We start from the raw sequence: 21,496 nt of genomic DNA, 5'->3' as shown, positions 1-21,496 counted from the left end.
TTGTACACTAAGCCGACGCTGTGAAGCCCTCCAAAACTGCTACCGCGAATCCGCCGATCCACCTGACCCCGCGCGGCGCTGCCCGCATTCGTGCCGGACACGTGTGGGTTTACCGCTCGGACTTGAAGGACCAAAAGCCCAAAGCCGAGCCGGGATCGCTGGTCGCAGTACTCGATGAAAAGGGCCGCATCCTTGGTGATGCCCTCTACAGCTCAAGCTCACAGATCGCCATTCGCATGTTTGCCGTGGGCCGCGAAGAGACCTACGCAGTTGAGCTGCCGGAAATCGTCAGCAACCGCGTGGCCGCCGCCATTTCCTATCGCGACGAAGTCTTGCAGCAGACTGAGGCTTGCCGGCTGGTGTTCAGCGAGGCCGATTTCCTGCCCGGTCTTATCGTCGATCGTTATAACGACATCCTTACCATGCAAGTGCTGACCCAGGCGATGGACCGCGAGGACCTGCGTCGTGCGGTGATGGACTCGCTGCGGGAGCACTTCCCTAACTCAACGATCTTTGAGCGCGTAGATGAGCGCATCCGCGAACTTGAGAAATTGCCGGCGAAGGAATCGGGTGTTGTCGGCAAGCCACAGAAGGGGAACGCAAAGACCGCGACCATCTTCAATATGAATGGCCTGCGCTTTCACTATGATGTGAGCGGCCAGAAGACTGGCGCCTTCCTCGACCAGCGTGAGAATTACGCCGCAGCCGCGCAATACGCGCGTGGAGACGCCCTCGACGTCTTCACCTACCAGGGCGGGTTCGCATTGCACCTGTACCAGAATTGCCGTCGCGTCACGGGTGTGGATATGTCGCGTCCAGCGCTTGAAGTTGCCGAGGAGAATGCGACGCTCAATGAGTACAACCTTGAGTGGATTGAAGCTAACGCCTTCGATTATCTAAAAGACCAGTCCGTCGGTGGACGCGCTTACGACACCATCGTTCTGGATCCGCCGGCGTTTGCCAAGACAGCTAAGAACTTCGATACAGCGATCCGCGGGTACAAAGAGCTCAATCTTCGCGCACTGAAGATGCTGCGTGCCGGCGGTACGCTTATCAGCTGTTCCTGCTCGTTTCACGTCAGCGAAGCGGATTTCATGGAAATGCTCGGCACGGCCGCGGCCGACGCTCATCGCCGCGTGCGCATCCTCGAGAAGCGCAACGCCGCCAAGGACCATCCAATTCTCATGGGTGTCCCTGAGACCAATTACCTCAAGTGCATCATCGCGCGAGTGGACTAGCCTGCGACACAACCTCGTAGTGAGCGGCTTTTTCATCGTGCTTTGAGAGATATTGCCGGCGCTCTTCCGGAATAATGGAGAGCTCGTAGTCCGGTCCCGCGAATGCCTTCAGCGCATCCAGCGACTCCCAGAAAATCATGGTAATGAACTCGACTTCCTGTCCCAGATCCCGGCGGAGGAAGTAGCTGCCTTTGTAGCCAGCGATTTTGCTCAGTCCGGGCAGGAGCTCGGGTTTGAGCATGGACTCGTAGGCGTCTGCGTGTTGCGGCTTGGTGGCGCCGTGCCATACGCGAGCGATCATGGTCGAATTCTAGTCCAAACGCTTACAGCCTGGCCTAAACACCTGATAAATAAGGGTAAATTTTCACTGTTCAAAATATTGACAATAACACACTCATATTTTATGCTTCGTTTGTGCATAGGTTGTCATCAAACCTGAAGCAGCCAGTTCTTCTGGCCCAGAAATCAGACTCTTGGAGGCTTGTACGACCATGACTGTTATTACCCGTTGGAACCCCGCTTTCCGTGAACTTGCGACCTTGCAGGGCCGTTTAAACCGTCTGCTTCACGAGACCGCGGGCGGCGAAGAGACCAGCCTGACGACTTCCGGCGCGTTCGTTCCTCCGGTTGATGTCTACGAAGACGAGCAGGGCCTGCGGTTGAAGCTCGAAGTACCGGGGATCGACGAGAAGGATCTCGATGTCAGCATTGAGAACAACACCCTGACGGTTCGCGGCGAGCGCAAGTTCGAGAAGGAAGAAAAGGAAGAGAACTTCCGTCGCGTCGAGCGCCGCTATGGGTCGTTCGTGCGCAGCTTCACCCTTCCAACCACGGTGGACGCCGAGAAAGTGACCGCCGCCTACAAGAACGGCGTTCTTGAGCTGGCGCTCGGTAAGAAGGCGGAAGCCAAGCCGAAGCAGATCAAGGTGAATGTCGGATCGGAGCCGTCGACGGAAATGAAGAAGAGCGCAAGCGCGGCGTAATCCAAGGGCCCCTACCCATTAAGAGGAGTTGTGATTGAGGAGGTGGTCACCCACCTCCTTGTTTTTTCTCTCCCCTGGCATCACGATAGGTGCCGCGCGGATCAAGTTCAAATATCAAGGAATATCTATGGCAATACGTTGGGACAAATTAACTGTAAAGGCGCAGGAAGCGTATTCGCGCGCCAACGATCTCGCGTCCGAGCACGGCAATCCCGAGCTCCGTCCCGTCCATGTGCTGGCCGCACTGTTAGAGGACCGCGAAGGCATCATCGTTCCACTGCTTTCGAAGATGGGCGTGCGGCCCGAAGCAGTGACGCAGGCAACGGCGCGGGAAATCGAACGCATGCCGAAGGTCAGCGGCAGTGCGACCCAGGCCACACTCTCCAATGAAGCGCAGGAGATGCTCGAGCTGGCTTTCAAACAAGCCGATCAATTCAAGGACGAATATGTTTCGACCGAACATCTGTTGCTCGGAATCGCCCAGCTCAAGCGCGACGCCGCGAAGGACATCCTCGGCTCAATGGGCGCGACCTACGACCGAATCTTGAGCGCTCTGACCGGTATCCGCGGCAACCAGAAGGTGACAGACCAGAATCCTGAGGCGAAGTACCAGGCGCTGGAGCGTTACGCTCGCGACCTCACGGATCTCGCGCGTCGGGGCAAACTCGATCCGGTGATCGGCCGCGATGACGAAGTGCGTCGCGTGGTGCAGGTGCTGTCGCGGCGAACGAAAAATAACCCTGTGCTCATCGGCGAGCCGGGCGTTGGTAAGACGGCGATTGTTGAGGGCTTGGCGCAACGCATCGTTTCCGGCGATGTGCCGGAGCAATTGCGCAACAAGCGGCTGGTGTCGCTGGATCTAGGAGCGATGCTCGCGGGCGCGAAATATCGCGGCGAGTTTGAAGATCGTCTTAAGGCGGTGCTGAAGGAAATCGAGGAGAGCGACGGACGCATCATCCTCTTCATCGACGAGCTGCACACGTTGGTTGGTGCAGGTGCTGCGGAAGGGGCGATCGACGCCAGCAATATGTTGAAGCCGGCATTGGCACGCGGCGAACTGCGCGCAATTGGCGCCACCACGCTGAATGAGTACCGCAAGTACATCGAGAAGGATGCGGCGCTGGAGCGGCGCTTCCAGATCGTGTTCGTCGGGCAGCCGACGGTGGAAGACACGATTGCGATCTTGCGCGGACTGAAAGAGAAATACGAAGTCCATCACGGCGTGCGCATTAAGGATTCGGCGATCGTCGCGGCAGCGACGCTGTCGCACCGCTACATCACCGATCGTTTCCTTCCCGATAAAGCCATCGACCTGATCGATGAAGCTGCAGCCTCGCTGCGCATTCAGATTGATTCGCTGCCGACGGAAGTAGACGAACTCGAGCGCCGCATCACGCAGCTTGAGATCGAACGACAAGCGTTGAAGCGGGAAGAAGACACAAACTCGCGCGAACGGCTGGCCGTGATTGAAAAAGAGCTCGCAGGGCTCCGCGAGCGTTCGAACGCGTTGAAGGCGCGATGGAAAGACGAGAAGCAGAGCATCGGTCGGATTCGCGAGTTGAAAGAGAAGATCGAACAGATCAAGCTCCAGGCGCAGACCGCGAGCAACAAGGGCGACTACGAAAAAGCCGCGCAGTTGCAGTATGGCGAGCTGCCGAAGTTGCAGGCGGAACTCGACAACCTCAGCGCGGAGAGCGACAGCAAGACATCGCCACGCATGTTGAAGGAAGAAGTGGACGAAGAAGACGTCGCGAAGATCGTCTCGAAGTGGACGGGTATTCCGGTGTCGAAGATGCTCGAAGGCGAAGTGAAGAAGCTGGTCGAGATGGAAGACCGGCTTAGTCAGCGGGTGATCGGGCAAGACGCTGCGATTGAGCACGTGGCGAACGCGATTCGGCGTTCGCGTGCTGGGTTGAGTGATCCCAAACGTCCGATCGGCAGCTTCATCTTCCTCGGCCCGACGGGGGTGGGAAAAACCGAGCTGGCGCGTGCGCTGGCGGCGTTCCTGTTCGACGACGAGCATGCGATGGTGCGCATCGACATGTCAGAGTATGGCGAGAAGCATTCGGTTTCGCGACTGATTGGCGCACCTCCGGGATACGTTGGCTACGAAGAGGGAGGTCAATTGACGGAAGCGATTCGTCGCCGACTGTATGCGGTGTTGCTCTTCGACGAAATTGAGAAAGCCGCTCCAGATGTGTTCAATGTCTTCCTGCAGATCATGGACGACGGTCAGCTCACCGACGGCAAAGGCCGCCGCGTGGACTTCAAGAACACGATCATCATCATGACGTCGAACATTGGCGCGTCGTTCATGACCGGTGATGCGATCCAGAGTCAAGAGAATTACGAACGAGCAAGCCGCCTGGTGATGGACGCGCTGCGGCAGCAGTTCAAGCCAGAGTTCCTGAACCGGGTGGACGACATCGTGCTCTTCAATCCGCTCGGGAAGGAGCAGCTGGCGAAGATCGTCGAGCTGCAACTGGAGTATGTGCGCCGGTTGCTGGCGGACCGCCGCATCAGCCTCGAATTGAGCGACGCCGCGAAAGATGTGATCTTCGCGCAAGGGTACGATCCGGCGTATGGAGCGCGGCCGTTGAAACGTGCGATCCAGAAGCTGGTGCAGGACCCGCTGGCGCTGAAGATTCTCGACGGCGAGGTATTGCACGGCGATCACGTGGTGGTGGGCGTGAGTGGCGAGGGCAAGTTGACGTTCAAGGTGAGCCATCGCACCACGGAGCCTGAAACGGTGAAGACGAAGTAATCCAGACGAGCAAGCAAAAAGCGGGACCAGGTTCGGTCCCGCTTTTGTTATTGCTCGTTAAATTTTAGTGGGCAGCGGCGTCGGTAGCTTCTTCCGCACGAATGTCACGGAAGTCTTTGCCGAGAGCGCGCGTGAACGGACGGGCGTTCGCCGTGGTCGCAACCTTACCGGTCAACAGGTCCTTGAAATCAATTTCGCGACCGTAGAAGGCGATGGTCGAATCCTTGTCGGGGCGAATCGCCACGCCGTCAAGCGTCGCGCCGATGAAGGCACCCTTGGCGCGCGAGTAGGTCACGATCGCGGTAGCGGCCTTCACGTCGGTGGAAGCCGAAGCATCGCGGCCGATCGGGCCGGCAGCTGCGCTCACGTCGCCGCCAACCTTGAAGTTGCCGCTCAACAGCTTGTCGGCGCCTTCCTGGTTGCGGAACACCATTACGAGGTCGATACCCTGGACGCCGATCTGCGCGCCCCAGGTGCCGCCCGTCGCGGTAAAGAATGCCGGCGTGCTCCAGCGGCCGTTCATACGGCAGCTCGCTACACCGCGGCCATGCTCAGCGCCGAACACGAAGCCGCCCTTCACCATGGAAGGAATGATCGCGACGCACTTCGCGTCTTTCAGGATCTTTTCCGGGATCGCGGAGTCTTTTGCGTCGGTAAGCTGATCGATGATCTGTTCGGCCTTGGTGATGCGGCCTTCGACGCCGCCTGAGTTCTGGTTGCCGTGGACTTTCTCCACCTTGGCAGTATTGCCGCTGTCCTGTGCACTGCTCGGCTGCGCGTCCTGTGCAATCGCGAGGCCCGCGAACATCAACAGAGAAGCCACTCCGGTGGCCCAATACTTCTTCATTGCTTATCCCTCCCAGGGACTGAAAACAAAATTTGTTTCGGAGATCTCGTGCGTGAAAGCACCAGTTGGTTGGAATCACCTTAGTCCTGTTGGGTTGGTCGGGAATCGAGAGTAGATGTCTGTAAAAAGTGGTGCAGCCGTGCAACTTAGGCGACGAAAGTTGCAACCGACCGAAACATCTTTACCTTATAAGGTGCTACAAGTGGGTGCGACATTCGCCGACGCTGCATCGAAGGCTGGAGTAGGCGGGCCCATGCGATCCAAGCTTCTCGGTATTCTTCTTGTGTTGGCCTTTTCCGCATTGCTCGGGTTGCATCCGGTGCGGGCGCAGAACCCCACGGGCAGCTCTGATTCCAACGGGAACGCCATCATTGCCCCGGCGAAACAATCGGACACGGCGACACCATCCAAAACCGCAAAATCCGACCAAGCGGTTCCGGACTCCAAGCGCGAGGCCAATAATGCAATTGCGAATGATCGCGGGACGGTGAATCCGTCCACGGGTCGTGCCACGATGAGTTTCAGCTTGCTCGCGATTGTGGCGCTGCTTGGGTTGATTGGCTTGCTGGTGTTCATTCGGCGGCGAAGCGTGCTGGCTTCGCGCAATACTGCTTCGAATCGAAACGATCGTGATGACTACCGCCGCGCGGCGTAATGCGGTGAATGTTTGCGGAAGATAACGCGAATGCCGTCGCGCCAGCGTTCATCGATTGCCAGTAACGTCCAATCGATTTCTGGAGATAGATACTGCAAAATCTGGTCGGTCGTCGGATGCACCCGAAGTGCCGGAGCGACCAGCAACAGAAGCGGATATGCCTTGGAGAGTTCGCGTCCGGTGAAGTAGCCGAACTTCTGGAACTCTTCGCGACGATGGTGCCAGCGCACGCGCGACCAATAATCCAAACCCTGCAACGGAAGATGGATGTCTTCGTCGGCTTTTAGCTCGAGTACGGCGAGGCGGCCATCGTGCGTCGTGGTGAGCACGTCGATCATCGCGCGATCGCACGCGGCGAACGCTGGGACTTGGGAGTAAACGTGCTGGCCGTCGAGGCGTGAATCGAGGACCGTGACGTCGCGGACGATCATGGATTCAATCCAGCGCTCCGGCACGGCGCGATGGATCGGATCGGAGTGATCGCGGGCGGTCCGGCGGTCGCGAATGTATTGCAGGTACTCGCGGAAGCTTTCCTGGTTGTCATCGGTAACGGGGAATTCTGCGGAGCGGACTCCAAAATAGAGCTGCTCGGCAGGGCGGAAGGAATCGCGCGAGACGCCGATACGCGCTCCTGCAAGTTGCAATCCATGCAGGCGAAACGCGAGCTCGGTGGCGGAGACGACGACGGGCTCGGCTTCGGGGACTACTGCGAGAACCTGTGCGATCGAACCTCCGAAGCGCTGCAAAGCGGAGTGTTTGTCGGGCGCGTGGACGAGCCGGGTGGCGATGTTGCCGGCGTCGGTGGTATCGAGGGTAGTAAGTTGTTCGGTGCGCTCTTCGAGTTCGTGGAGCTCCCATTTCGCAAGTTCGCGATTGAGGTGGGCCATGCGCTGGCGCAGAACGGCGGAAGTTCCGGGCGGAGCAAAGAGCTTCAGCCCTTCCACAAGACATTGCGGTGCGTGGCGGCGACATGCTTCGAGCCAGAGAATGCCGAAGCCGAGAGCGGCATCAATCGAAGGCTGCAACTCTGTTGCATTTACGCCAAGTACAGCGAAGGCAGAGTTTCCGCGGCGAATCAGCGCGCGGGTGTAGATCGGGCTGAAGGAGCGCTCCAGATCCATCGAAGTGGAGAGCGCTTCGATACGAAATCCGGGATTGTTGGCAGTGAGGACGCGCTTCAATAGCTTCGCGTACAAAGCGCGAGAGGCTTTCTTGGCCGACGCAGAGCGGCTGTCGCGGGTGGCGCAAAACTCAAGCACGATCGGCTGCGATTTTCCGAAGCGCTGCACGGAGAGACACAGAGAGCCGTTCTTTCGTTCGGCGTCGAGGACGCGGCGCACGATGTTGCGTTCCTCGGACCAGAGATGGAGCAGGCATTTGCCATTGCTCTCGCTGATGGAGTAGCGGCAGTCGTCGAGGTGGAAAAGGGGTACATCGTCCTCCAGGACGGTGGCTGAAGGTTCGCTTGCCAGATACTCGTCGAGCATCCGGGTGAGTGCTGTCGGGGTGATGGGAGAGGCCGAACTGAGGGACGCCATAGAACTCCAGAGAGCTATTTTGACCGCTAATTTCGGCAGAATCAGCGGCTTCCGACACACATGGTTGTGACATAATCAAGCACTGGCCTCAGTGGCTTATCCCGCCGTGGATCATTCGTTCCTCTCAGGTCATCCAAAAGGTTGTGAACACCATGGATAAGCAGTTCTTCTTTCAAAAATACGGACTTACTGAACAGAACGTCGAAAAGTACCTGGGCGCGGCGCTCTCGGCCGGCGGTGACTATGCCGACCTCTATTTCGAATACCTGACTACGACTTCTATATCGCTGGACGAGTCAATGGTGAAGTCGGCCTCGCAGGGGATTTCCGCCGGGTGTGGGGTGCGCGTGGTCGCGGGTGAACGGACGGGCTATGCCTATACCGACGACCTGGCGCCGGAAAAGATCCTACATGCGGCCAAGACCGCGGCGCTGATCGCGAGTGGACCAGCGAAGACGCCGATCGTAAACGCCAACGAGCTCAGGAAGAAGGCCGACCTGTATCCGATTACGAGCGGAGTGCTGGGCTCGGACGTCCTGGGCAAGCTCGAACTGGTTAAGCGCTCGGACGAAGCGGCGCGATCCTACGATTCGCGGATCCAGGAAGTGCGCGTCAGCTACGCGGATGAGCTGCGCAAGATCCTCGTTATTGGTTCCGACGGGACGTTCGCCGAAGATGTGCAGCCGCTCTCGCGGATGAGCGTGTTCTGCATTGCAAAGAACGATCTCGGTTCAGCTCGCGGCAGCGCCGGTGGCGGCGGACGCGTCGGAAGCGAATACTTCGAGGGTGAAGCCTCACCGGAACACTTCGCGAAGGAAGCCGCGCGACAAGCCATCATCCAACTCGACGCTCGCGAGGCGCCGGCGGGAGAGATGGAAGTTGTGCTGGGACCGGGATGGCCGGGAATTCTCCTGCACGAAGCCATTGGTCACGGGCTGGAAGCGGACTTCAACCGCAAGAAGACATCGGCGTTTGCCGGATTGATGGGGCAACGCGTGGCGAGCGAGAAATGCACCGTGGTGGACAACGGAACTATGCCGAGCCGTCGCGGATCGCTCAACGTGGACGACGAAGGCAATCCGACAAACAACACCGTGCTGATCGAGAATGGCATTCTTAAGGGCTATCTCACGGACAAACTCTCGGCGCGGCTGATGGGCATGGCGAACACTGGCAACGGACGCCGCGAAAGTTATGAGCACATTCCCATGCCGCGCATGACCAACACCTACATGCTCGCGGGGCAGGACGATCCCGAGGACATCATCAAGAGCGTGAAGTACGGCGTATATGCCGTGAACTTCGGCGGCGGACAGGTGGACATCACGAACGGCAAGTTCGTGTTTGCCGCGAGTGAGGCATACCTGATTGAGAACGGCCAGGTCACGGCGCCGCTCAAGGGCGCGACGCTGATCGGCAATGGGCCCGACGTGCTGACGCGCGTCAGCATGGTTGGCAACGACCTGAAGCTCGATGAAGGCGTGGGTACTTGCGGCAAGGATGGGCAGTCGGTGCCTGTCGGCGTGGGTATTCCTACGTTGAAGGTGGATCGGCTGACGGTCGGAGGCACGGGACGATGAGCACTACGACCCCGGTCCAAAGCGTCTCGACGGTAGACCTGCGCGAACTCTCCGCGGACGTAGTACGCAAGGCGATGAAGGGCGGCGCGACCGCCGCCGAAGTCGTGCTGCGCGACGGGTCGGAGTTCTCGACAACCGTGCGTCTCGGCGAAGTGGAGACGCTGAAGGAATCGGGCTCGCGTTCGATGGGCGTGCGCGTGTTCTTCGGTAAGCGCTCGGCGAGCACCTGGTCGAGCGACTTCTCGCCGCAGGGCATCGACAACATGGTGCGCGGTGCGCTCGATTTGGCGAAGATCACTTCGGAAGACCCGTTCTCGGGGATCCCGGAACCCGAGCAACTTGGGCAGATCACAACCAACCTCGATCTGTATTACGAGGATGTTTACTCGCTTTCGACGGCCGATCGCATTGATTACGCGAAGCGCGCGGAGCGGGCCGCAATGGAAGCCGATCCGCGGATCCAGAACTCCGATGGAGCCAGCTTCGACGCAGCGAATGGCGTGAAGGTACTCGCGAATTCGAATGGCTTCATCGGCGATTACAGCCGCTCGTACTGCTCGGTGTCGGCGGTGCCGATTGCGCAGCAGGAAGGCTCAGCGATGCAGCGCGACTACTGGTTCTCGGTTGCGCGGACGCTGAGCATGCTCGAATCGCCGGAAGACGTGGGCCGCGAAGCGGCGCGCCGTGCGCTGCGAAGGTTGGGCGCGAAGAAGGTGAAGACGGCGCGGGTTCCGATCGTGTTCGATCCGCTGGTGGCTGGGTCACTGCTCGGGCATATCTTCGAAGCGGTGAATGGCGACAGCGTGTATCGTGGCGCGTCGTACCTGGCGGGCAAGCTCAACGAGAAAATTGCCGGCGCCAATGTGACGATCGTCGACGATGGAACGATGGTCGGCGGTTTCGGGTCGAGTCCCTTTGATGCCGAGGGTGTGCCGACGCGACGCACAGTGGTGATTGAGAAGGGCATTTTGAATTCTTACCTGCTCAATACCTACACTGCGAAGAAGTTGAAGCTACAGACGACGGGTAATGCCGCGCGCGGATTGGCGGGCACCCCGGGAATCGGCGCCGGGAACTTCTTTATGGAGCCTGGCACGCGCACGCCGCAGCAGATTTTTGCCGATGTGAAAGACGGTTTCTACGTCACGGAATTCCTTGGCTCCGGCGTGAACCTGGTGACCGGCGATTTTTCGCGGGGCGCCAGCGGCGTGTGGATCCAGAACGGGGAACTCACGTTCCCGGTGGAAGAGGTCACGGTTGCCGGGAATCTGCGCGACATGCTGCACAGCGTGGTGGAGATCGGCAACGATCTCGAATTCCGTGGGTCGGTGGCCTGTCCGACTATGCGGATTGATGGGATGACGGTGGGCGGCGAGTAGGGTACCCCTCCCCCGCGAAACGCGCAAAATCTTCAAAACGCGAGACTTACCTAATCCATCACTCGCAAAATATTCAATCCAAAAGAGTTATAGGCAAAATCTTCAAAACAAACAAGTTGCGGGCGGGAGAAGCCTAAACATAGGCGTCTCCCCCGGCATGACAGCGCCGTTTGAGGTTGTAAAAGAGCCGTGGGAAATTGACGAGGTCAGAGGCGATGGGCACTGAGCCCGAGCCTGCTGACCCTGCTTGGCACATTAGCAAAGGATCACGCGGCGAGTCGGTGACGGATGCACGGGTCGGGCGTGATGGTCGTCACGCGATGTTGTGAGATGCGCCGAAGTGTCGTCCCCTGAAGGGTTCTCGGGAGACCGAGAGAAGCTAGACCGTGCCCGTGTTCCCTCCACTCACGTGGCGGGCTATTTCATTGCGTCGCTACGCGACTGGGGTTGCGGGAGGCGCTTTGGTTTGATGGCCGAGAAGATCAATGGGGAGATAACGTATTGCCAGGTTAGAGCGGCCACGAGCACGGCGGCGCTGATATAGCGGACACGAGTTTCACGGGCTAGCGGGAGTAGGACGAGCGAGGCGATGATCGCGACGGCAGCGACCGATGACGTCGCCACCAGGAAAGCTGGGCGCTTCGGTTTCGAGATCGCAACGACCGGGCTAATCTTGTCGAGTTCGGCGCGGAGGTCGGCGTAGCGATCGGTGTCGCCAGGGATTTGAATATTGCGTCCGCCGCTGGATTGAACTTTGAGTGAATAGGGAAACTCCTCGATGCGGTCGATCTCGCTGGCGCCGATGTTAATGTCGAGCTCGCCGGTTAGGTGGCGGGTGAGGATCCCGTTTTCCAAAGTGAAGTAGATTCCATCACGGCGGCGCTGCAAGCCACGGGCTTGGGCCCTCTGATTCCCCACAGTCATCGTCGCTACGATCACGAGCAGAGTCCAAACCGCAAAAGCAATGGCAAGAACTAGCTCCTTCGTCGACAGAGACCATGCCTCGTTCGTCGCGAGCAGGACGATGGCAGCGACCGGAATGAGAACGAGGGAGAGTAAGAGTACCGTCAACTCTCGAGTTCGGCCCAGCTTCGCTTTACGGGGCACGCTGTAGATTTTCATTGCGCGGTGAATCGCAGCTCAGCTTTCGAGTTCTATACAGCCGCTTGACGCCCCTTTGGTGCTAACGCTTAGGTGCGATGGTTTGGGCAGTGGTCGTAGCATGGCGCCGCGTGAGGAAGTCGGGGGAGTGGAGCCGTTTCGGCAGGTTGATTGCGGCCGGGACGAGAAGAACGAGAATGAGAACGTACAGGTTCGTACGAAGGACTGAGGGGAAGTATGACACGCCTTCGGGCCGCGAATTGACGCGCCAGACGGTCCACTCTTCCCAAATTGTGGTGAGCGAGACGCTCGCGAACAGAGCGATCGAGATGGCAGCGATTTTGACGATCCAATAGACGACGAGTTGACGGGTGTCGATCGCCACCTGCCCGATCAAGAAAAGATAGCAACTCACAAAAAAGGCGGTGGTGAGCAGCGCGGCGGCTCCGCCGCGAGAGCTGGGCGATGGAACGCGGGACTCCGCAATCAAACGTCGTGCGGGAAGCCAGCAAAGGCCGAAGACGATGGGAGCAGCGATCATCCAAATAATCAGGTCGGAGGCACTTCCGATCAACCCAGCGACCAGAATGCCGAGGAAGGTCGTGTAGATGTTCCCGACGAACATTCCCCACGCTGCGCGCCCACTTGGCAGCCGGCGCTCGAAGCGGGTGAAAAGTACGCACTTCACGGCGACTGCTCCGGCAAGCACCCAAAGCGAGTGGAGCCCAAGAGCCGGAACCGTTGTCATGATGAAGGGGATCACAGGTTCGCAGGCCAGGGCAGGCTGGGTTATGAGCAGCATTGTGCCGAGCGTGACGATGCGATGAGCAGCGCTCGATCGCACGATCCTGTGAGCACAAAATCGCCAAATGATGCTGCGCATAAATTAACGAAATCCTAGACTGCGTTGGTTCATCTATACAAACCAATTCTCTTAAGGAGCTCTCATGTCTCTCGCGTATTACAACGTACTGGGCCGCAGTGGATTGAAGGTTTCTCCGCTTTGTTTGGGGACGATGACGTTTGGAACCGAGTGGGGATGGGGATCGGCAGAGGACACGGCGCGACAGATCTTCAATGCGTATCTCGACGCGGGTGGGAATTTTATTGATACCGCCAACGGGTATACCGGCGGGACCAGCGAGACGTTGATCGGGAAGTTCATCAAGGACCGGGGTGATCGCGACAGGATCGTGCTGGCGACGAAGTTTGCGTTTGCGATGGGCGAGGGCGATCCGAATGGGGGCGGGAATGGGCGGAAGAACATTTACGCGGCGGTTGAAGCCTCGCTGCGGCGACTGCAGACGGACTATCTCGATCTCTATTGGGTGCACAACTGGGACCGGTTCACGCCAGTGGAAGAGGTGATGGCGACGCTGACGGGACTGGTGCGCGAGGGGAAGGTGCGGTACATCGGGATGTCGAATTCGCCGGCGTGGTATGTGGCGCGGGCGCAGTCGTTGGCGGAGTTCCACGGGCTGGAGAAGTTCTGCGCTTGGCAACTGGAGTATTCGCTGCTGGAGCGGAACATTGAGCGCGAACACATTCCGGCGGCGCTGGAGTTCGGGATGGGGATTATGCCGTGGAGTCCGATCGCGGGTGGCATGCTGTCGGGAAAATACAAACGCGAAAAGGGTAGCGCGCGTCCGGCGGGCGAGGGGCGGTTGAGCGTGGAATCGGCGTCGGGAAACCCGGCATTCAACAAGCTGTTTACGGAACGCAATTGGAAGATCATTGATGCGCTGCACGAGGTGGCGAAGGAGGTTGGGAAGCCTCCCGCGCAGGTGGCGCTGAACTGGGTGACAAACCGGACGGGCGTGAGTTCCACGATTATCGGCGCGAGCAAGCTGCAACAGTTCCACGACAGTCTAGCGGCCCTGGATTTCGAGTTGCCGGAATCGGCGCGGAAGAAGCTGGATGAGGTGAGCGCGCCAGAGGAGCAGTATCCGTATTTGTTTTTTGGCGAGACGATGCAGGCGGGAGTTACAGGCAAAACGGAGGTAAGGAGGACGAAAGGGCTGTAGCAGCAGCTTGCGATTCAGGTCAACCGCGGGCGATTTCAGGCCATCCCATCTCAGAGTCCCTAAACCAATCTGGAGGGAAAAGTATGGCCACAAATCCCAGGATTCCTGAACATCCGGAAGAGCGGCGTGGACCGCGGCTGGTGCCGAAAGCCGAGCCGCCGACGAGTGCCTTTCCGGGCGTGGTGCTGGCGATCATAACGGCGCTACTGCTGCTGGCGGCAGTGATGTACTTCATGCCGCGAGCACCGAAAAGCGGTGAGGCGATTTCGTCTACGGCGGCGCAGCCAGGGCCGGAAGATATCCAGCTTTCCGGGCTGCATATGACCGAGGCGCCAAATGGCGGGGCGCTGAACTTCGACGGCAATGTGGTGAATAACGGCAACGAGGTCATCAACGGGTTAATGGCGGCCGTGACTTTTACGCTGGCCGACGGCCGGACAGCGGTGGTGAACGCGCCGGTGATGCTGGTGGATATCAAAGCGGGCGCGAAGAACACCGATGCGACGACGGGAGATACGAAGAGTCCGGTGAATGAGCCGCTGAAGGCGGGCGAGCAGCGGACGGCGCGGATCACGGTGGATGCGGTGCCGCAGGGGTGGAACCATCAGATGCCGGAAGTGCGGGTGGTTACGACTACCGGGACGACGAAGTAAATACCTTGTTGACAGCGGTTTCGCGAGGATAGGGGTGCTTCGACTCCGTTTCGCTTCGCGAAACTCCGCTCAGCATGACAGGGTTAAAAAACTGCGAGAAGTGAAAAAGGAGTGGCTCGGGGCCACTCCTTTTTTGTTGGTGAAATGTTAGCGGTGGTTGGAGGCTTTCACCACCGGGGTTACGGCGGTCGCGGCCAGGCGGATGTCGGCTTTGTTATGGGCCTCGATCTCGTTCTTCGAACTGCGGCCACTCAGGTTCAAGCCGACGACTCCGACAATGATCAGGACGATCGAGAAGACCTTCAGGGCATTGGCGGGTTCGTGGAACAGGACCATGCCGAGCAGGGCCACTGCGACCGTGCCGAGGGCCGACCAGATGGCGTAGACCGCGCCTACTTCAAGTTCTTTCAGGACGCGGGCCAACGGCGCCAGGCTGAGGGCGTAGAGCACAAGCATGCCCACCGTCGGGCCGAAGCGGGTGAAACCGTCGGAATACTTCATCAGGATCGTTGCTGCGACTTCAAGAGCGATTGCTAAAAACAACCATAGCCAGCACATAAAGGCTGCCTTCTGGTACGAGCTAAGGGAATGGAAAGACCTCGCCCGGGCTACGCTGACGTGTGTTCGTACCGTGAGGCCACGTCGTACGGCCGGGGAGTATGGCGGATCAAAGCTCGAGCCGAAGGCACCCTAATGGTCGGGTAAGGAGTACAGGGCGGGGTTTAAATCCGGGGTAAGCCAAACATGCGGAATGTGCGATTTCATAAAGGCCTCGCAGTACCTATTCTACTCGGATGCGAGTAGATGCGCCAACGGTGGCCTTGTTACAGGAGCATTAATATCAATAAGTTACGGGCAATCAGAGGCTTAGGCGGGCCCCGGGATAAAGACAAACTGCACCATTTCTGGTGCAGTCCACGGGCTTTCAATGACTTAAGAGCCTAGTGCTTGGCGGCCGTTTTTTCCGTCGGAACCGGGTCAGCTTCTTTGAGCATGTTGTCGATCAGGGTGTAAAGCTGGGTGCGATCGACGACTTCGACGAACGGGGTGCCGCGCGAGGTGTTGCTGACGACGTAGAGCGTGGGGGTGTGGACGATTCCAACGCGCTGGCCGAGGTCGTAGTCGGCCTTGACCTTGGCGGTGAGGGATCCGCTGGGGTCGACGAAGGTCGGGAAGGTCAGCTTGTGCTCGGTGGCGAAGGCTTCGCTCTTGGAGCGGAGATTGTCAGGCGTGATCTCGTTCTGGTGCGAGAAGCAGTAGAGCCGGTATTGGTCGCCGATTTCCTTGGACTTGGCGTCGAACCAGCGCGCGTTGACGGCGGCGTCGAAGGACCAGTTGTGCTGGGGCAGCGGGAAGTCGTACTGCACGAGCGGGATCTTGTAGGTCTTGGCGGCCTCGTGGACGAGCGGCGCGGCGCGGGCGCAGTCGGGACACTGGAGGTCTTCGAAGACGATGATGGCGACTTTGGCGCCCTTGGGCGGCTTGAGGGCGGAGGTGTCGCCGGCCAGGGCGAAGGCGGTGGCCAGGGCCAGGAAGAGAGCGAGATGGGAAAGGCGGGAAAGCATGACGGATTTATGTTACCCGAAAGAAGGTTAGACGGGTTGGATCACCGGAGGTCGTTTTGGTGGATCGCTTTGCTCCTGGGCAGGAGGGAGGGTAGCAGTGGTGGGAGAGACTTTTGGCGATCGTGACGACTTATGCGGCGTCGGGATTGCCACGTCGCTACGCTCCTCGCAATGACAGAACGCGGTTCTGTGATGCAGGTCATTTGAGGCGGCTCTGGTGGTGTAGTAGTATTTTTCGGCTGTAGCAAGCTCTCCGGACGCGCGAGTCCTGCGCGCCCGCCTTTCGCCTCATTGGCACACCTTGGGGTCTGAAGCGCTCAGTGTATCGAGCGTCCGAGGTGTGAGCGTCCGAGCTTGACACGCGCCGAAGTTGACGACGCGCGGTTCGCGGAAGGCTCATCCTAAGGAGTTATTCGTGAAGAGCTACGAAGGCGCAAATATCCGAAACGTGGCCTTAGTGGGCCACTCGCATTCCGGCAAAACCTCGTTGGCTTCGGCCATGCTGTACACCGCGGGCGCCACGCCCAAGCTGTTGCGCGTGGACGAAGGCAACACCGTCACCGATTACGAAGAAGAAGAAGTGGCGCGGTTGATGACGCTGTCGGCGGCTCCTGCCTATTGCGAGTGGCACAACTGCAAGATCAACCTGATTGATACCCCCGGATTTAACCTGTTCATCCACGAAGCCGAAATGATTTTGCCGGTGGTGGATGCGGCGATGGTGGTGGTGGACGCGGTGAGCGGCGTCCAGGTAGTGACCCAGAAGATTTGGCAGTATTGCGAAGATTTAGCAATGCCGAGAACGGTTGTCTGCACGCGCATGGACCGCGAGCGCGCGGACTTCACGCGGGTGATGGATTCGCTGACGGCGGCGTTCGGGCGGACCGTGGTTCCGGTGCAGTTGCCGGTGGGCGCGGAGAAGAGCTTTACCGGCGTGATCGACCTGGTGAAGATGAAGGCCTACACCTACGACATGGGCGGCAACGGCAGAGCCAAGGTCGGCGAGATCCCAGCGAACATGGCCGAAGAAGCGAAAGCGGCGCATGAGCGACTGGTGGAACTGGTGGCCGAGGGCGACGATGTGTTGATGGAAGAGTTCTTTTCGACGGGCACGATCGGCGAAGAGCACATCGTGAGCGGCATTCATAATGCGATTCGCGACGACAAGATCTTCCCGGTGCTGTTTGCTTCTGGCCTTGGCAACATGGGCACGGATGAAGTGTTGGACTTCATCGCGGATTACATGCCGACCGCGGTTGAAAAGAAGACGGTGAAAGGCGAAGCGACACCGAACAACGGTGCTCCTCCGGAGCGGAAGATTGCCGACAGCGAACCGGCGTCGGCGTATGTGTTTAAGACGGTGAACGATCCGTTCGCGGGGCGCATTTCGTTATTCAAAGTTTTCTCGGGTGTGGTGAAGAACGATGCGACGCTGCAGAACTTCACGCGCAACAGCTCGGAAAAGCTGGCGCACATTTCGGCGATCCAGGGTAAGGCGCTGACGCAGGTCAACGATCTGCACGCGGGCGACATTGGCGCGGTAGCGAAACTGCGCGAGACCCTTACGGGCGACACGCTAGGCGACAAGGCTGCACCGATCCAATATCCGATGGTGAAATTCGCCGAGCCGGCGATCACCTATGCCATCGAGCCGAAGACCCGTGCCGACGAAGACAAGCTGTCGAACGGTATCCACAAGATGATGGAAGAAGACGCTCTGCTGCGCTTTTTCCGTGATCCACAGACCAAGGAATTCCTGGTTGCCGGCACCGGACAACAACACATCGAAGTAGTGGTTTCGAAGCTGAAGAAGCGCTACCACACCGAGGTCATCCTGAAGGCTCCGAAGGTGCCGTACCGCGAGACGATTCGCGGCAAGGCCGATGTGCAGGGACGCCACAAGAAGCAGTCGGGCGGCCACGGCCAGTTTGGTGATTGCAAGATCAAGATGGAGCCACTGCCGCGCGGTGGGAACTTTGAGTTCGTGAACGACATCTTCGGTGGCTCGATTCCGAAGAACTTCATTCCAGCAGTGGAAAAGGGCATCGTAGAAGCGGCGGCTCGCGGATACCTTGCCGGCTTCCCGGTGGTGGACTTCCGCGTGATTCTCTACGACGGCAGCTACCATGACGTGGACTCGAACGAAATGTCGTTTAAGACCGCAGGACGTATCGCCTTCCGCAAGGCAATGGAAACCGCGAAGCCGACGCTGCTTGAGCCGATTATGAACGTGGAGATCACGGCGCCGGACGAGTTTGCGGGCGGCATTATGGGCGACCTCAATTCGCGGCGCGGGCGTATCCAGGGCATGGACAACAAGGCCGGCAGCACAGTAGTGAAAGCCGAGGTGCCGATGGCCGAGATGCTGACGTACGGAACTGACCTGACGTCGATGACACAGGGACGCGGCAGCTTCACGATGGAGATGAACCATTACGATATCGTGCCGTCGGCGATCCAGGAGAAGGTCGTGGCGCAAGCTAAGGCTGAGCGGGGCGAGGTGGTGGAAGAAGAAGAGTAGTGGGTTATTAGTTTCGATACAGAAGGGCACCGCATGGTGCCCTTCTGTGTTTCATAAACTTTCCCGGAAAGTCGCCGATTTCAGAGTCAGGCAGTTTTGTCATGGCGCACACGATTGATATTCGGGAGGAGTTTGGTTTGCTTCACATCCGTTACGATGGCGAGCTTACGGATGCGGGGCTACTGGAAGGGTTCGCAGAAGACTTGGAGGCAATGAAACGCCACGCGGTGCGAAATGTGATCGTTGATTTGGGATGCATTTCCAGTTTATCGGTAAAGTCTCAAACCAACCTCCGGCTTGCCGGGAGCGGCGCGTTTCCGAAAGGTACGCGTCTCGTTTTTGTGGCACCATGCGACGTGCAGTTTGGCATGGCGCGGATGTTTGAACTCGCGGCGGAGGCGGCTCTTTCCGGAGAGATCTTCGTGGTCCGGAGTGTGGCGGAGGCCTATGCCGAACTAGGCATTCCTGAGGAAGGATAGGGAGTTACTTTGGGAATCGAAGGGCACCGCGCGGTGCCCTTTCCTTTTGGGCGTGGGTGCGAGAAGATGTCGTACCTTCCTTGATGTGGAGCAATGATGGAGACGGCGTTTGCATTCGACTCGCGTACGGAAGTGCTGAAAGTGACGCTGGTCGGCAGGGTCGATTCTGCGCCATTGCTGGTGCTGATGGGGACGTTACGTCGTCTTGGAGAGCAACTTCGACCGCGAGCGGTTGTCTATGATTGCTCGGCCATCGAGAGCGTCGATTTCGACAGCTCTTTCGTTACGTCCCTGGCTGGACTGCGACCGGTCTTCGAAAGCGATGTACTTGGCGTGATCCTGGCGCCGCACGAATATATCTTCGGTATAGCGCGTATGTACCAGGGAATGACCGCCGGCAAGCGGCCCAACGTTCATGTGGTGAAAAGCTGGCCGGAAGTGTTGAATGCGCTTGGACTGAGCGCCCCACCGCGTTACGCGGACGTGCCCGTCGCGTAAGCGTTCCTCTAAGTTACAGCCTGTAAAACTTCATCCGTTGTTGTGACCGTTGCAAACTCATTGTGCAGAGCTGCGAGTTCACTCTCGTGCACCTGTGCTGCGGGAATTGTGCGGCCGTCGCGGGTTTTGCGGTCGTGACAGGCGCAGGCGTCGTCCACCAGGTAGATGGTGAAACCCATGTCGGCACCCATGCGCGTGGTGGTGGAGACGCAGTGGTCGGTGGTGAGGCCACAGACGACGAGAGTGTCCTGGGCGGCGGCACGAAGGGTGCGCTCGAGCGGGGTGTTGATCCACGCGGAGTGAACCGTCTTCTGGAAGACGCGTTCGCCTTTGGGCGCGACCAGAGGATGGATGGCGTTGCCGGGCTCACTACTGCGCAGTGGGGAGTTCGGTTCCTGTGACATGTGCTGGATGAAAATGACCGGTCGCCCAGCCTCGCGGAAAGCTTCCAACATGCGGGCGATGTTCTTCTCGGCGTCGGGATTGTTACGCGGTCCCCAGTGGGCTTCGTCCTCGAAGCCGGATTGGACGTCAACGATGAGGAGGACGGCGTGGCGAGGGAGGTTCATGGTGGCTCCTGTAACACTACTTGTAATGCGTCATGAAGAGAATTTTTCCATCTGACTTTGAGATACGCACGACGGCGGTACCTCCCTCACAGGAAAGGGTCTTTTTTCCAGGCAGGTCGTGAGCGGGTGGTGGCGCGCAATTCAAAGTTCCTCGGACGATCCAAGTGCCTTGCTCGAGTTCTGCCCGCAGCGGCAGTTCCGAGGAGATCTGCTTCTCTCCATAGACGGGCACGAGGACAGCATTAGCGATCTTGATTGCAGTCGTAGCATCGGGAACGAACCCTGACGCGGGTATGAACCCACTGGTCTTATCTTGGCCGTTAACGATCGGGGACAATAACAAGAAAGGCAAGATCCAACGGAATTTCATAGTCTGTGGACTATCCCTTCGCTGAGCATCTCCGGCACCGTCACAAACTCATACCCCTCGTCCTTATACCGCCGGATCAAATTGTCCGTCGCTTTGACGGTCCAGTTGCGATCGGCGCCGAAGAATTTGTGACCTCCATCGTGGAGGAGGATGACATCGCCGCCGCGAATCTGGCGGGCGGCGTGCGCCTCGATTTTCTCGTTGGAAGTAGCGCTCCAGTCGTAACAGGTCACATTCCACATGACGGCGGTCATGCCCATCGAACTCGCGGTCTGGATTACGCCAGGGCGACGGCCACCGAAGGGCGGACGGAAAAGCGTGGGCTTCTGGCCGCAGGCATCGAAGATCTCCTGCGAGGTCTTTCCGAGTTGTGAGCGCAACGAATGCGGCGTGGAGAAGATGAGGTTGGGGTGGTCCCACGTGTGATTGCCGATGGCGTGGCCGAGGACTACCTGGCGTCGGACGAGATCGGGGCGTTGGCGGACATAACGGCCGATGAGGAAGAAGGTGGCCTTGACGTCATGTATATCCAAAACATTGAGGATGCTTTCGGTATATGGATCGTTGGGGCCGTCATCGTAGGTGAGTGCGAGTTTTTTTGTGCCCTTCGGCAGGCCGACGAAGTTGCGGCCATAGAGCTGCGAGGTCGGACCCATGGTGTGGTATCCGGCGGCGCTCGCGAGGCCGAGCGCTCCTAATCCGATGAATGGAGCCAGCATCAGCTTTGATTTT

21 protein-coding genes are annotated in these 21,496 nt (G+C 58.8%); 11 read left to right on the top strand and 10 right to left on the bottom strand.

Annotation, left to right across the window (positions count from 1 at the left end; translation table 11 throughout):
* Positions 1-20: 20 nt before the first annotated feature.
* Positions 21-1,238: a class I SAM-dependent rRNA methyltransferase gene (locus tag ACID345_RS24825; RefSeq protein WP_011525563.1), complete on the top strand. Its 1,218-nt coding sequence runs from the start codon at positions 21-23 to the stop codon at positions 1,236-1,238.
* Here ACID345_RS24825 and ACID345_RS24820 read toward each other — a convergent pair.
* Entirely contained in the window at positions 1,219-1,539 is a 321-nt protein-coding gene (locus tag ACID345_RS24820) for an antibiotic biosynthesis monooxygenase family protein (protein WP_011525562.1), read from the bottom strand. The two genes, ACID345_RS24825 and ACID345_RS24820, sit on opposite strands and share 20 nt — an antisense overlap.
* A 190-nt stretch (positions 1,540-1,729) precedes the next feature.
* On the opposite strand from ACID345_RS24820, the gene ACID345_RS24815 reads away from it, so the two are divergent.
* Together ACID345_RS24815 and clpB are read left to right on the top strand one after the other, a co-directional pair.
* Complete coding sequence (locus ACID345_RS24815) at positions 1,730-2,221, top strand: Hsp20/alpha crystallin family protein (protein ID WP_011525561.1); 492 nt, start codon at positions 1,730-1,732, stop codon at positions 2,219-2,221.
* 127 nt (positions 2,222-2,348) lie between these two features.
* A complete protein-coding gene (gene clpB / locus ACID345_RS24810) occupies positions 2,349-4,985 on the top strand; it encodes an ATP-dependent chaperone ClpB (RefSeq protein ID WP_011525560.1) in 2,637 nt (878 codons plus the stop codon).
* Between the two features lie 64 nt (positions 4,986-5,049).
* Here clpB and ACID345_RS24805 read toward each other — a convergent pair whose 3' ends face one another.
* The gene (locus ACID345_RS24805; RefSeq protein WP_011525559.1) at positions 5,050-5,832 is read right to left on the bottom strand and encodes a lipid-binding SYLF domain-containing protein; all 783 of its coding nucleotides are present in this window, start codon (positions 5,830-5,832) and stop codon (positions 5,050-5,052) included.
* Between the two features lie 253 nt (positions 5,833-6,085).
* Between ACID345_RS24805 and ACID345_RS24800 the strand changes: the two genes are divergently transcribed.
* The gene (locus ACID345_RS24800; RefSeq protein WP_041856078.1) at positions 6,086-6,487 is read left to right on the top strand and encodes an LPXTG cell wall anchor domain-containing protein; all 402 of its coding nucleotides are present in this window, start codon (positions 6,086-6,088) and stop codon (positions 6,485-6,487) included.
* On the opposite strand, the gene ACID345_RS24795 is transcribed toward ACID345_RS24800, so the two are convergent.
* Entirely contained in the window at positions 6,469-8,025 is a 1,557-nt protein-coding gene (locus tag ACID345_RS24795) for a hypothetical protein (RefSeq protein ID WP_011525557.1), read from the bottom strand. The two genes, ACID345_RS24800 and ACID345_RS24795, sit on opposite strands and share 19 nt — an antisense overlap.
* Positions 8,026-8,177: 152 nt before the next feature.
* On the opposite strand from ACID345_RS24795, the gene tldD reads away from it, so the two are divergent.
* Together tldD and ACID345_RS24785 are read left to right on the top strand one after the other, a co-directional pair.
* Positions 8,178-9,605 (top strand): metalloprotease TldD, encoded by a 1,428-nt coding sequence (tldD, locus tag ACID345_RS24790; protein ID WP_011525556.1) that lies wholly within the window; start codon positions 8,178-8,180, stop codon positions 9,603-9,605.
* On the top strand, positions 9,602-10,984 hold the full coding sequence (locus tag ACID345_RS24785; protein WP_011525555.1) for a TldD/PmbA family protein: 1,383 nt from the start codon (positions 9,602-9,604) through the stop codon (positions 10,982-10,984). Before tldD ends, ACID345_RS24785 begins: the two co-directional genes overlap by 4 nt.
* A gap of 417 nt (positions 10,985-11,401) precedes the next feature.
* Here the strand turns inward: ACID345_RS24785 and ACID345_RS24780 are convergent, their stop codons facing one another.
* Positions 11,402-12,091 (bottom strand): hypothetical protein, encoded by a 690-nt coding sequence (locus ACID345_RS24780; RefSeq protein ID WP_148210254.1) that lies wholly within the window; start codon positions 12,089-12,091, stop codon positions 11,402-11,404.
* Between the two features lie 76 nt (positions 12,092-12,167).
* Positions 12,168-12,968 (bottom strand): hypothetical protein, encoded by an 801-nt coding sequence (locus tag ACID345_RS24775; protein ID WP_011525553.1) that lies wholly within the window; start codon positions 12,966-12,968, stop codon positions 12,168-12,170.
* Between the two features lie 64 nt (positions 12,969-13,032).
* Here ACID345_RS24775 and ACID345_RS24770 point away from each other — a divergent pair, with 64 nt between their 5' ends.
* Both ACID345_RS24770 and ACID345_RS24765 read left to right on the top strand, forming a co-directional pair.
* Positions 13,033-14,109: an aldo/keto reductase gene (locus tag ACID345_RS24770; RefSeq protein WP_011525552.1), complete on the top strand. Its 1,077-nt coding sequence runs from the start codon at positions 13,033-13,035 to the stop codon at positions 14,107-14,109.
* Positions 14,110-14,192: 83 nt separating this feature from the next.
* Positions 14,193-14,762: a hypothetical protein gene (locus tag ACID345_RS24765; RefSeq protein ID WP_011525551.1), complete on the top strand. Its 570-nt coding sequence runs from the start codon at positions 14,193-14,195 to the stop codon at positions 14,760-14,762.
* Between the two features lie 147 nt (positions 14,763-14,909).
* Here the strand turns inward: ACID345_RS24765 and ACID345_RS24760 are convergent, their stop codons facing one another.
* The gene (locus tag ACID345_RS24760; RefSeq protein WP_011525550.1) at positions 14,910-15,320 is read right to left on the bottom strand and encodes a DMT family transporter; all 411 of its coding nucleotides are present in this window, start codon (positions 15,318-15,320) and stop codon (positions 14,910-14,912) included.
* A 383-nt stretch (positions 15,321-15,703) separates the two neighbouring features.
* Positions 15,704-16,327, bottom strand: a complete 624-nt coding sequence (locus ACID345_RS24755) for a DsbA family protein (RefSeq protein WP_011525549.1) — start codon at positions 16,325-16,327, stop codon at positions 15,704-15,706.
* A gap of 415 nt (positions 16,328-16,742) precedes the next feature.
* On the opposite strand from ACID345_RS24755, the gene fusA reads away from it, so the two are divergent.
* From fusA to ACID345_RS24740, 3 genes are all read left to right on the top strand, one after another.
* Entirely contained in the window at positions 16,743-18,848 is a 2,106-nt protein-coding gene (fusA, locus tag ACID345_RS24750) for an elongation factor G (RefSeq protein WP_011525548.1), read from the top strand.
* Positions 18,849-18,949: 101 nt separating this feature from the next.
* Positions 18,950-19,327: a hypothetical protein gene (locus ACID345_RS24745; protein ID WP_011525547.1), complete on the top strand. Its 378-nt coding sequence runs from the start codon at positions 18,950-18,952 to the stop codon at positions 19,325-19,327.
* Positions 19,328-19,420: 93 nt separating this feature from the next.
* Positions 19,421-19,825, top strand: coding sequence for a hypothetical protein (locus ACID345_RS24740; RefSeq protein ID WP_041856076.1), 405 nt, complete (start codon positions 19,421-19,423; stop codon positions 19,823-19,825).
* Between the two features lie 8 nt (positions 19,826-19,833).
* Here the strand turns inward: ACID345_RS24740 and ACID345_RS24735 are convergent, their stop codons facing one another.
* The 3 genes from ACID345_RS24735 to ACID345_RS24725 are packed head-to-tail and all read right to left on the bottom strand — an operon-like array spanning position 19,834 to position 21,483.
* Positions 19,834-20,394 carry a cysteine hydrolase family protein gene (locus tag ACID345_RS24735; RefSeq protein ID WP_011525545.1) on the bottom strand — a complete coding sequence of 187 codons (561 nt, stop codon included), beginning with the start codon at positions 20,392-20,394 and terminating at the stop codon, positions 19,834-19,836.
* A 16-nt stretch (positions 20,395-20,410) separates the two neighbouring features.
* Positions 20,411-20,764 carry an NTF2 fold immunity protein gene (locus tag ACID345_RS27595; RefSeq protein ID WP_041856075.1) on the bottom strand — a complete coding sequence of 118 codons (354 nt, stop codon included), beginning with the start codon at positions 20,762-20,764 and terminating at the stop codon, positions 20,411-20,413.
* Positions 20,761-21,483 (bottom strand): polysaccharide deacetylase family protein, encoded by a 723-nt coding sequence (locus ACID345_RS24725; RefSeq protein WP_011525544.1) that lies wholly within the window; start codon positions 21,481-21,483, stop codon positions 20,761-20,763. The genes ACID345_RS27595 and ACID345_RS24725 overlap by 4 nt, the downstream gene beginning before the upstream one ends.
* Positions 21,484-21,496 lie beyond the last annotated feature (13 nt).

Source organism: Candidatus Koribacter versatilis Ellin345 (assembly GCF_000014005.1).
Lineage (GTDB): Bacteria > Acidobacteriota > Terriglobia > Terriglobales > Acidobacteriaceae > Korobacter > Korobacter versatilis_A.
The sequence above is the reverse complement of the archived record's forward strand: the minus strand, read 5'-3'. Positions and strand labels throughout refer to the sequence as shown.

Coding starts and splice junctions, on each gene's coding strand:
- ACID345_RS24820 (WP_011525562.1), bottom strand. CDS start 1,539: ATGATCGCTCGCGTATGGCACGGCGCCACCAAGCCGCAACACGCAGAC.
- ACID345_RS24815 (WP_011525561.1), top strand. CDS start 1,730: ATGACTGTTATTACCCGTTGGAACCCCGCTTTCCGTGAACTTGCGACC.
- clpB (WP_011525560.1), top strand. CDS start 2,349: ATGGCAATACGTTGGGACAAATTAACTGTAAAGGCGCAGGAAGCGTAT.
- ACID345_RS24805 (WP_011525559.1), bottom strand. CDS start 5,832: ATGAAGAAGTATTGGGCCACCGGAGTGGCTTCTCTGTTGATGTTCGCG.
- ACID345_RS24800 (WP_041856078.1), top strand. CDS start 6,086: ATGCGATCCAAGCTTCTCGGTATTCTTCTTGTGTTGGCCTTTTCCGCA.
- ACID345_RS24795 (WP_011525557.1), bottom strand. CDS start 8,025: ATGGCGTCCCTCAGTTCGGCCTCTCCCATCACCCCGACAGCACTCACC.
- tldD (WP_011525556.1), top strand. CDS start 8,178: ATGGATAAGCAGTTCTTCTTTCAAAAATACGGACTTACTGAACAGAAC.
- ACID345_RS24785 (WP_011525555.1), top strand. CDS start 9,602: ATGAGCACTACGACCCCGGTCCAAAGCGTCTCGACGGTAGACCTGCGC.
- ACID345_RS24775 (WP_011525553.1), bottom strand. CDS start 12,968: ATGCGCAGCATCATTTGGCGATTTTGTGCTCACAGGATCGTGCGATCG.
- ACID345_RS24770 (WP_011525552.1), top strand. CDS start 13,033: ATGTCTCTCGCGTATTACAACGTACTGGGCCGCAGTGGATTGAAGGTT.
- ACID345_RS24765 (WP_011525551.1), top strand. CDS start 14,193: ATGGCCACAAATCCCAGGATTCCTGAACATCCGGAAGAGCGGCGTGGA.
- ACID345_RS24760 (WP_011525550.1), bottom strand. CDS start 15,320: ATGTGCTGGCTATGGTTGTTTTTAGCAATCGCTCTTGAAGTCGCAGCA.
- ACID345_RS24755 (WP_011525549.1), bottom strand. CDS start 16,327: ATGCTTTCCCGCCTTTCCCATCTCGCTCTCTTCCTGGCCCTGGCCACC.
- ACID345_RS24745 (WP_011525547.1), top strand. CDS start 18,950: ATGGCGCACACGATTGATATTCGGGAGGAGTTTGGTTTGCTTCACATC.
- ACID345_RS24740 (WP_041856076.1), top strand. CDS start 19,421: ATGATGGAGACGGCGTTTGCATTCGACTCGCGTACGGAAGTGCTGAAA.
- ACID345_RS24735 (WP_011525545.1), bottom strand. CDS start 20,394: ATGAACCTCCCTCGCCACGCCGTCCTCCTCATCGTTGACGTCCAATCC.
- ACID345_RS27595 (WP_041856075.1), bottom strand. CDS start 20,764: ATGAAATTCCGTTGGATCTTGCCTTTCTTGTTATTGTCCCCGATCGTT.
- ACID345_RS24725 (WP_011525544.1), bottom strand. CDS start 21,483: ATGCTGGCTCCATTCATCGGATTAGGAGCGCTCGGCCTCGCGAGCGCC.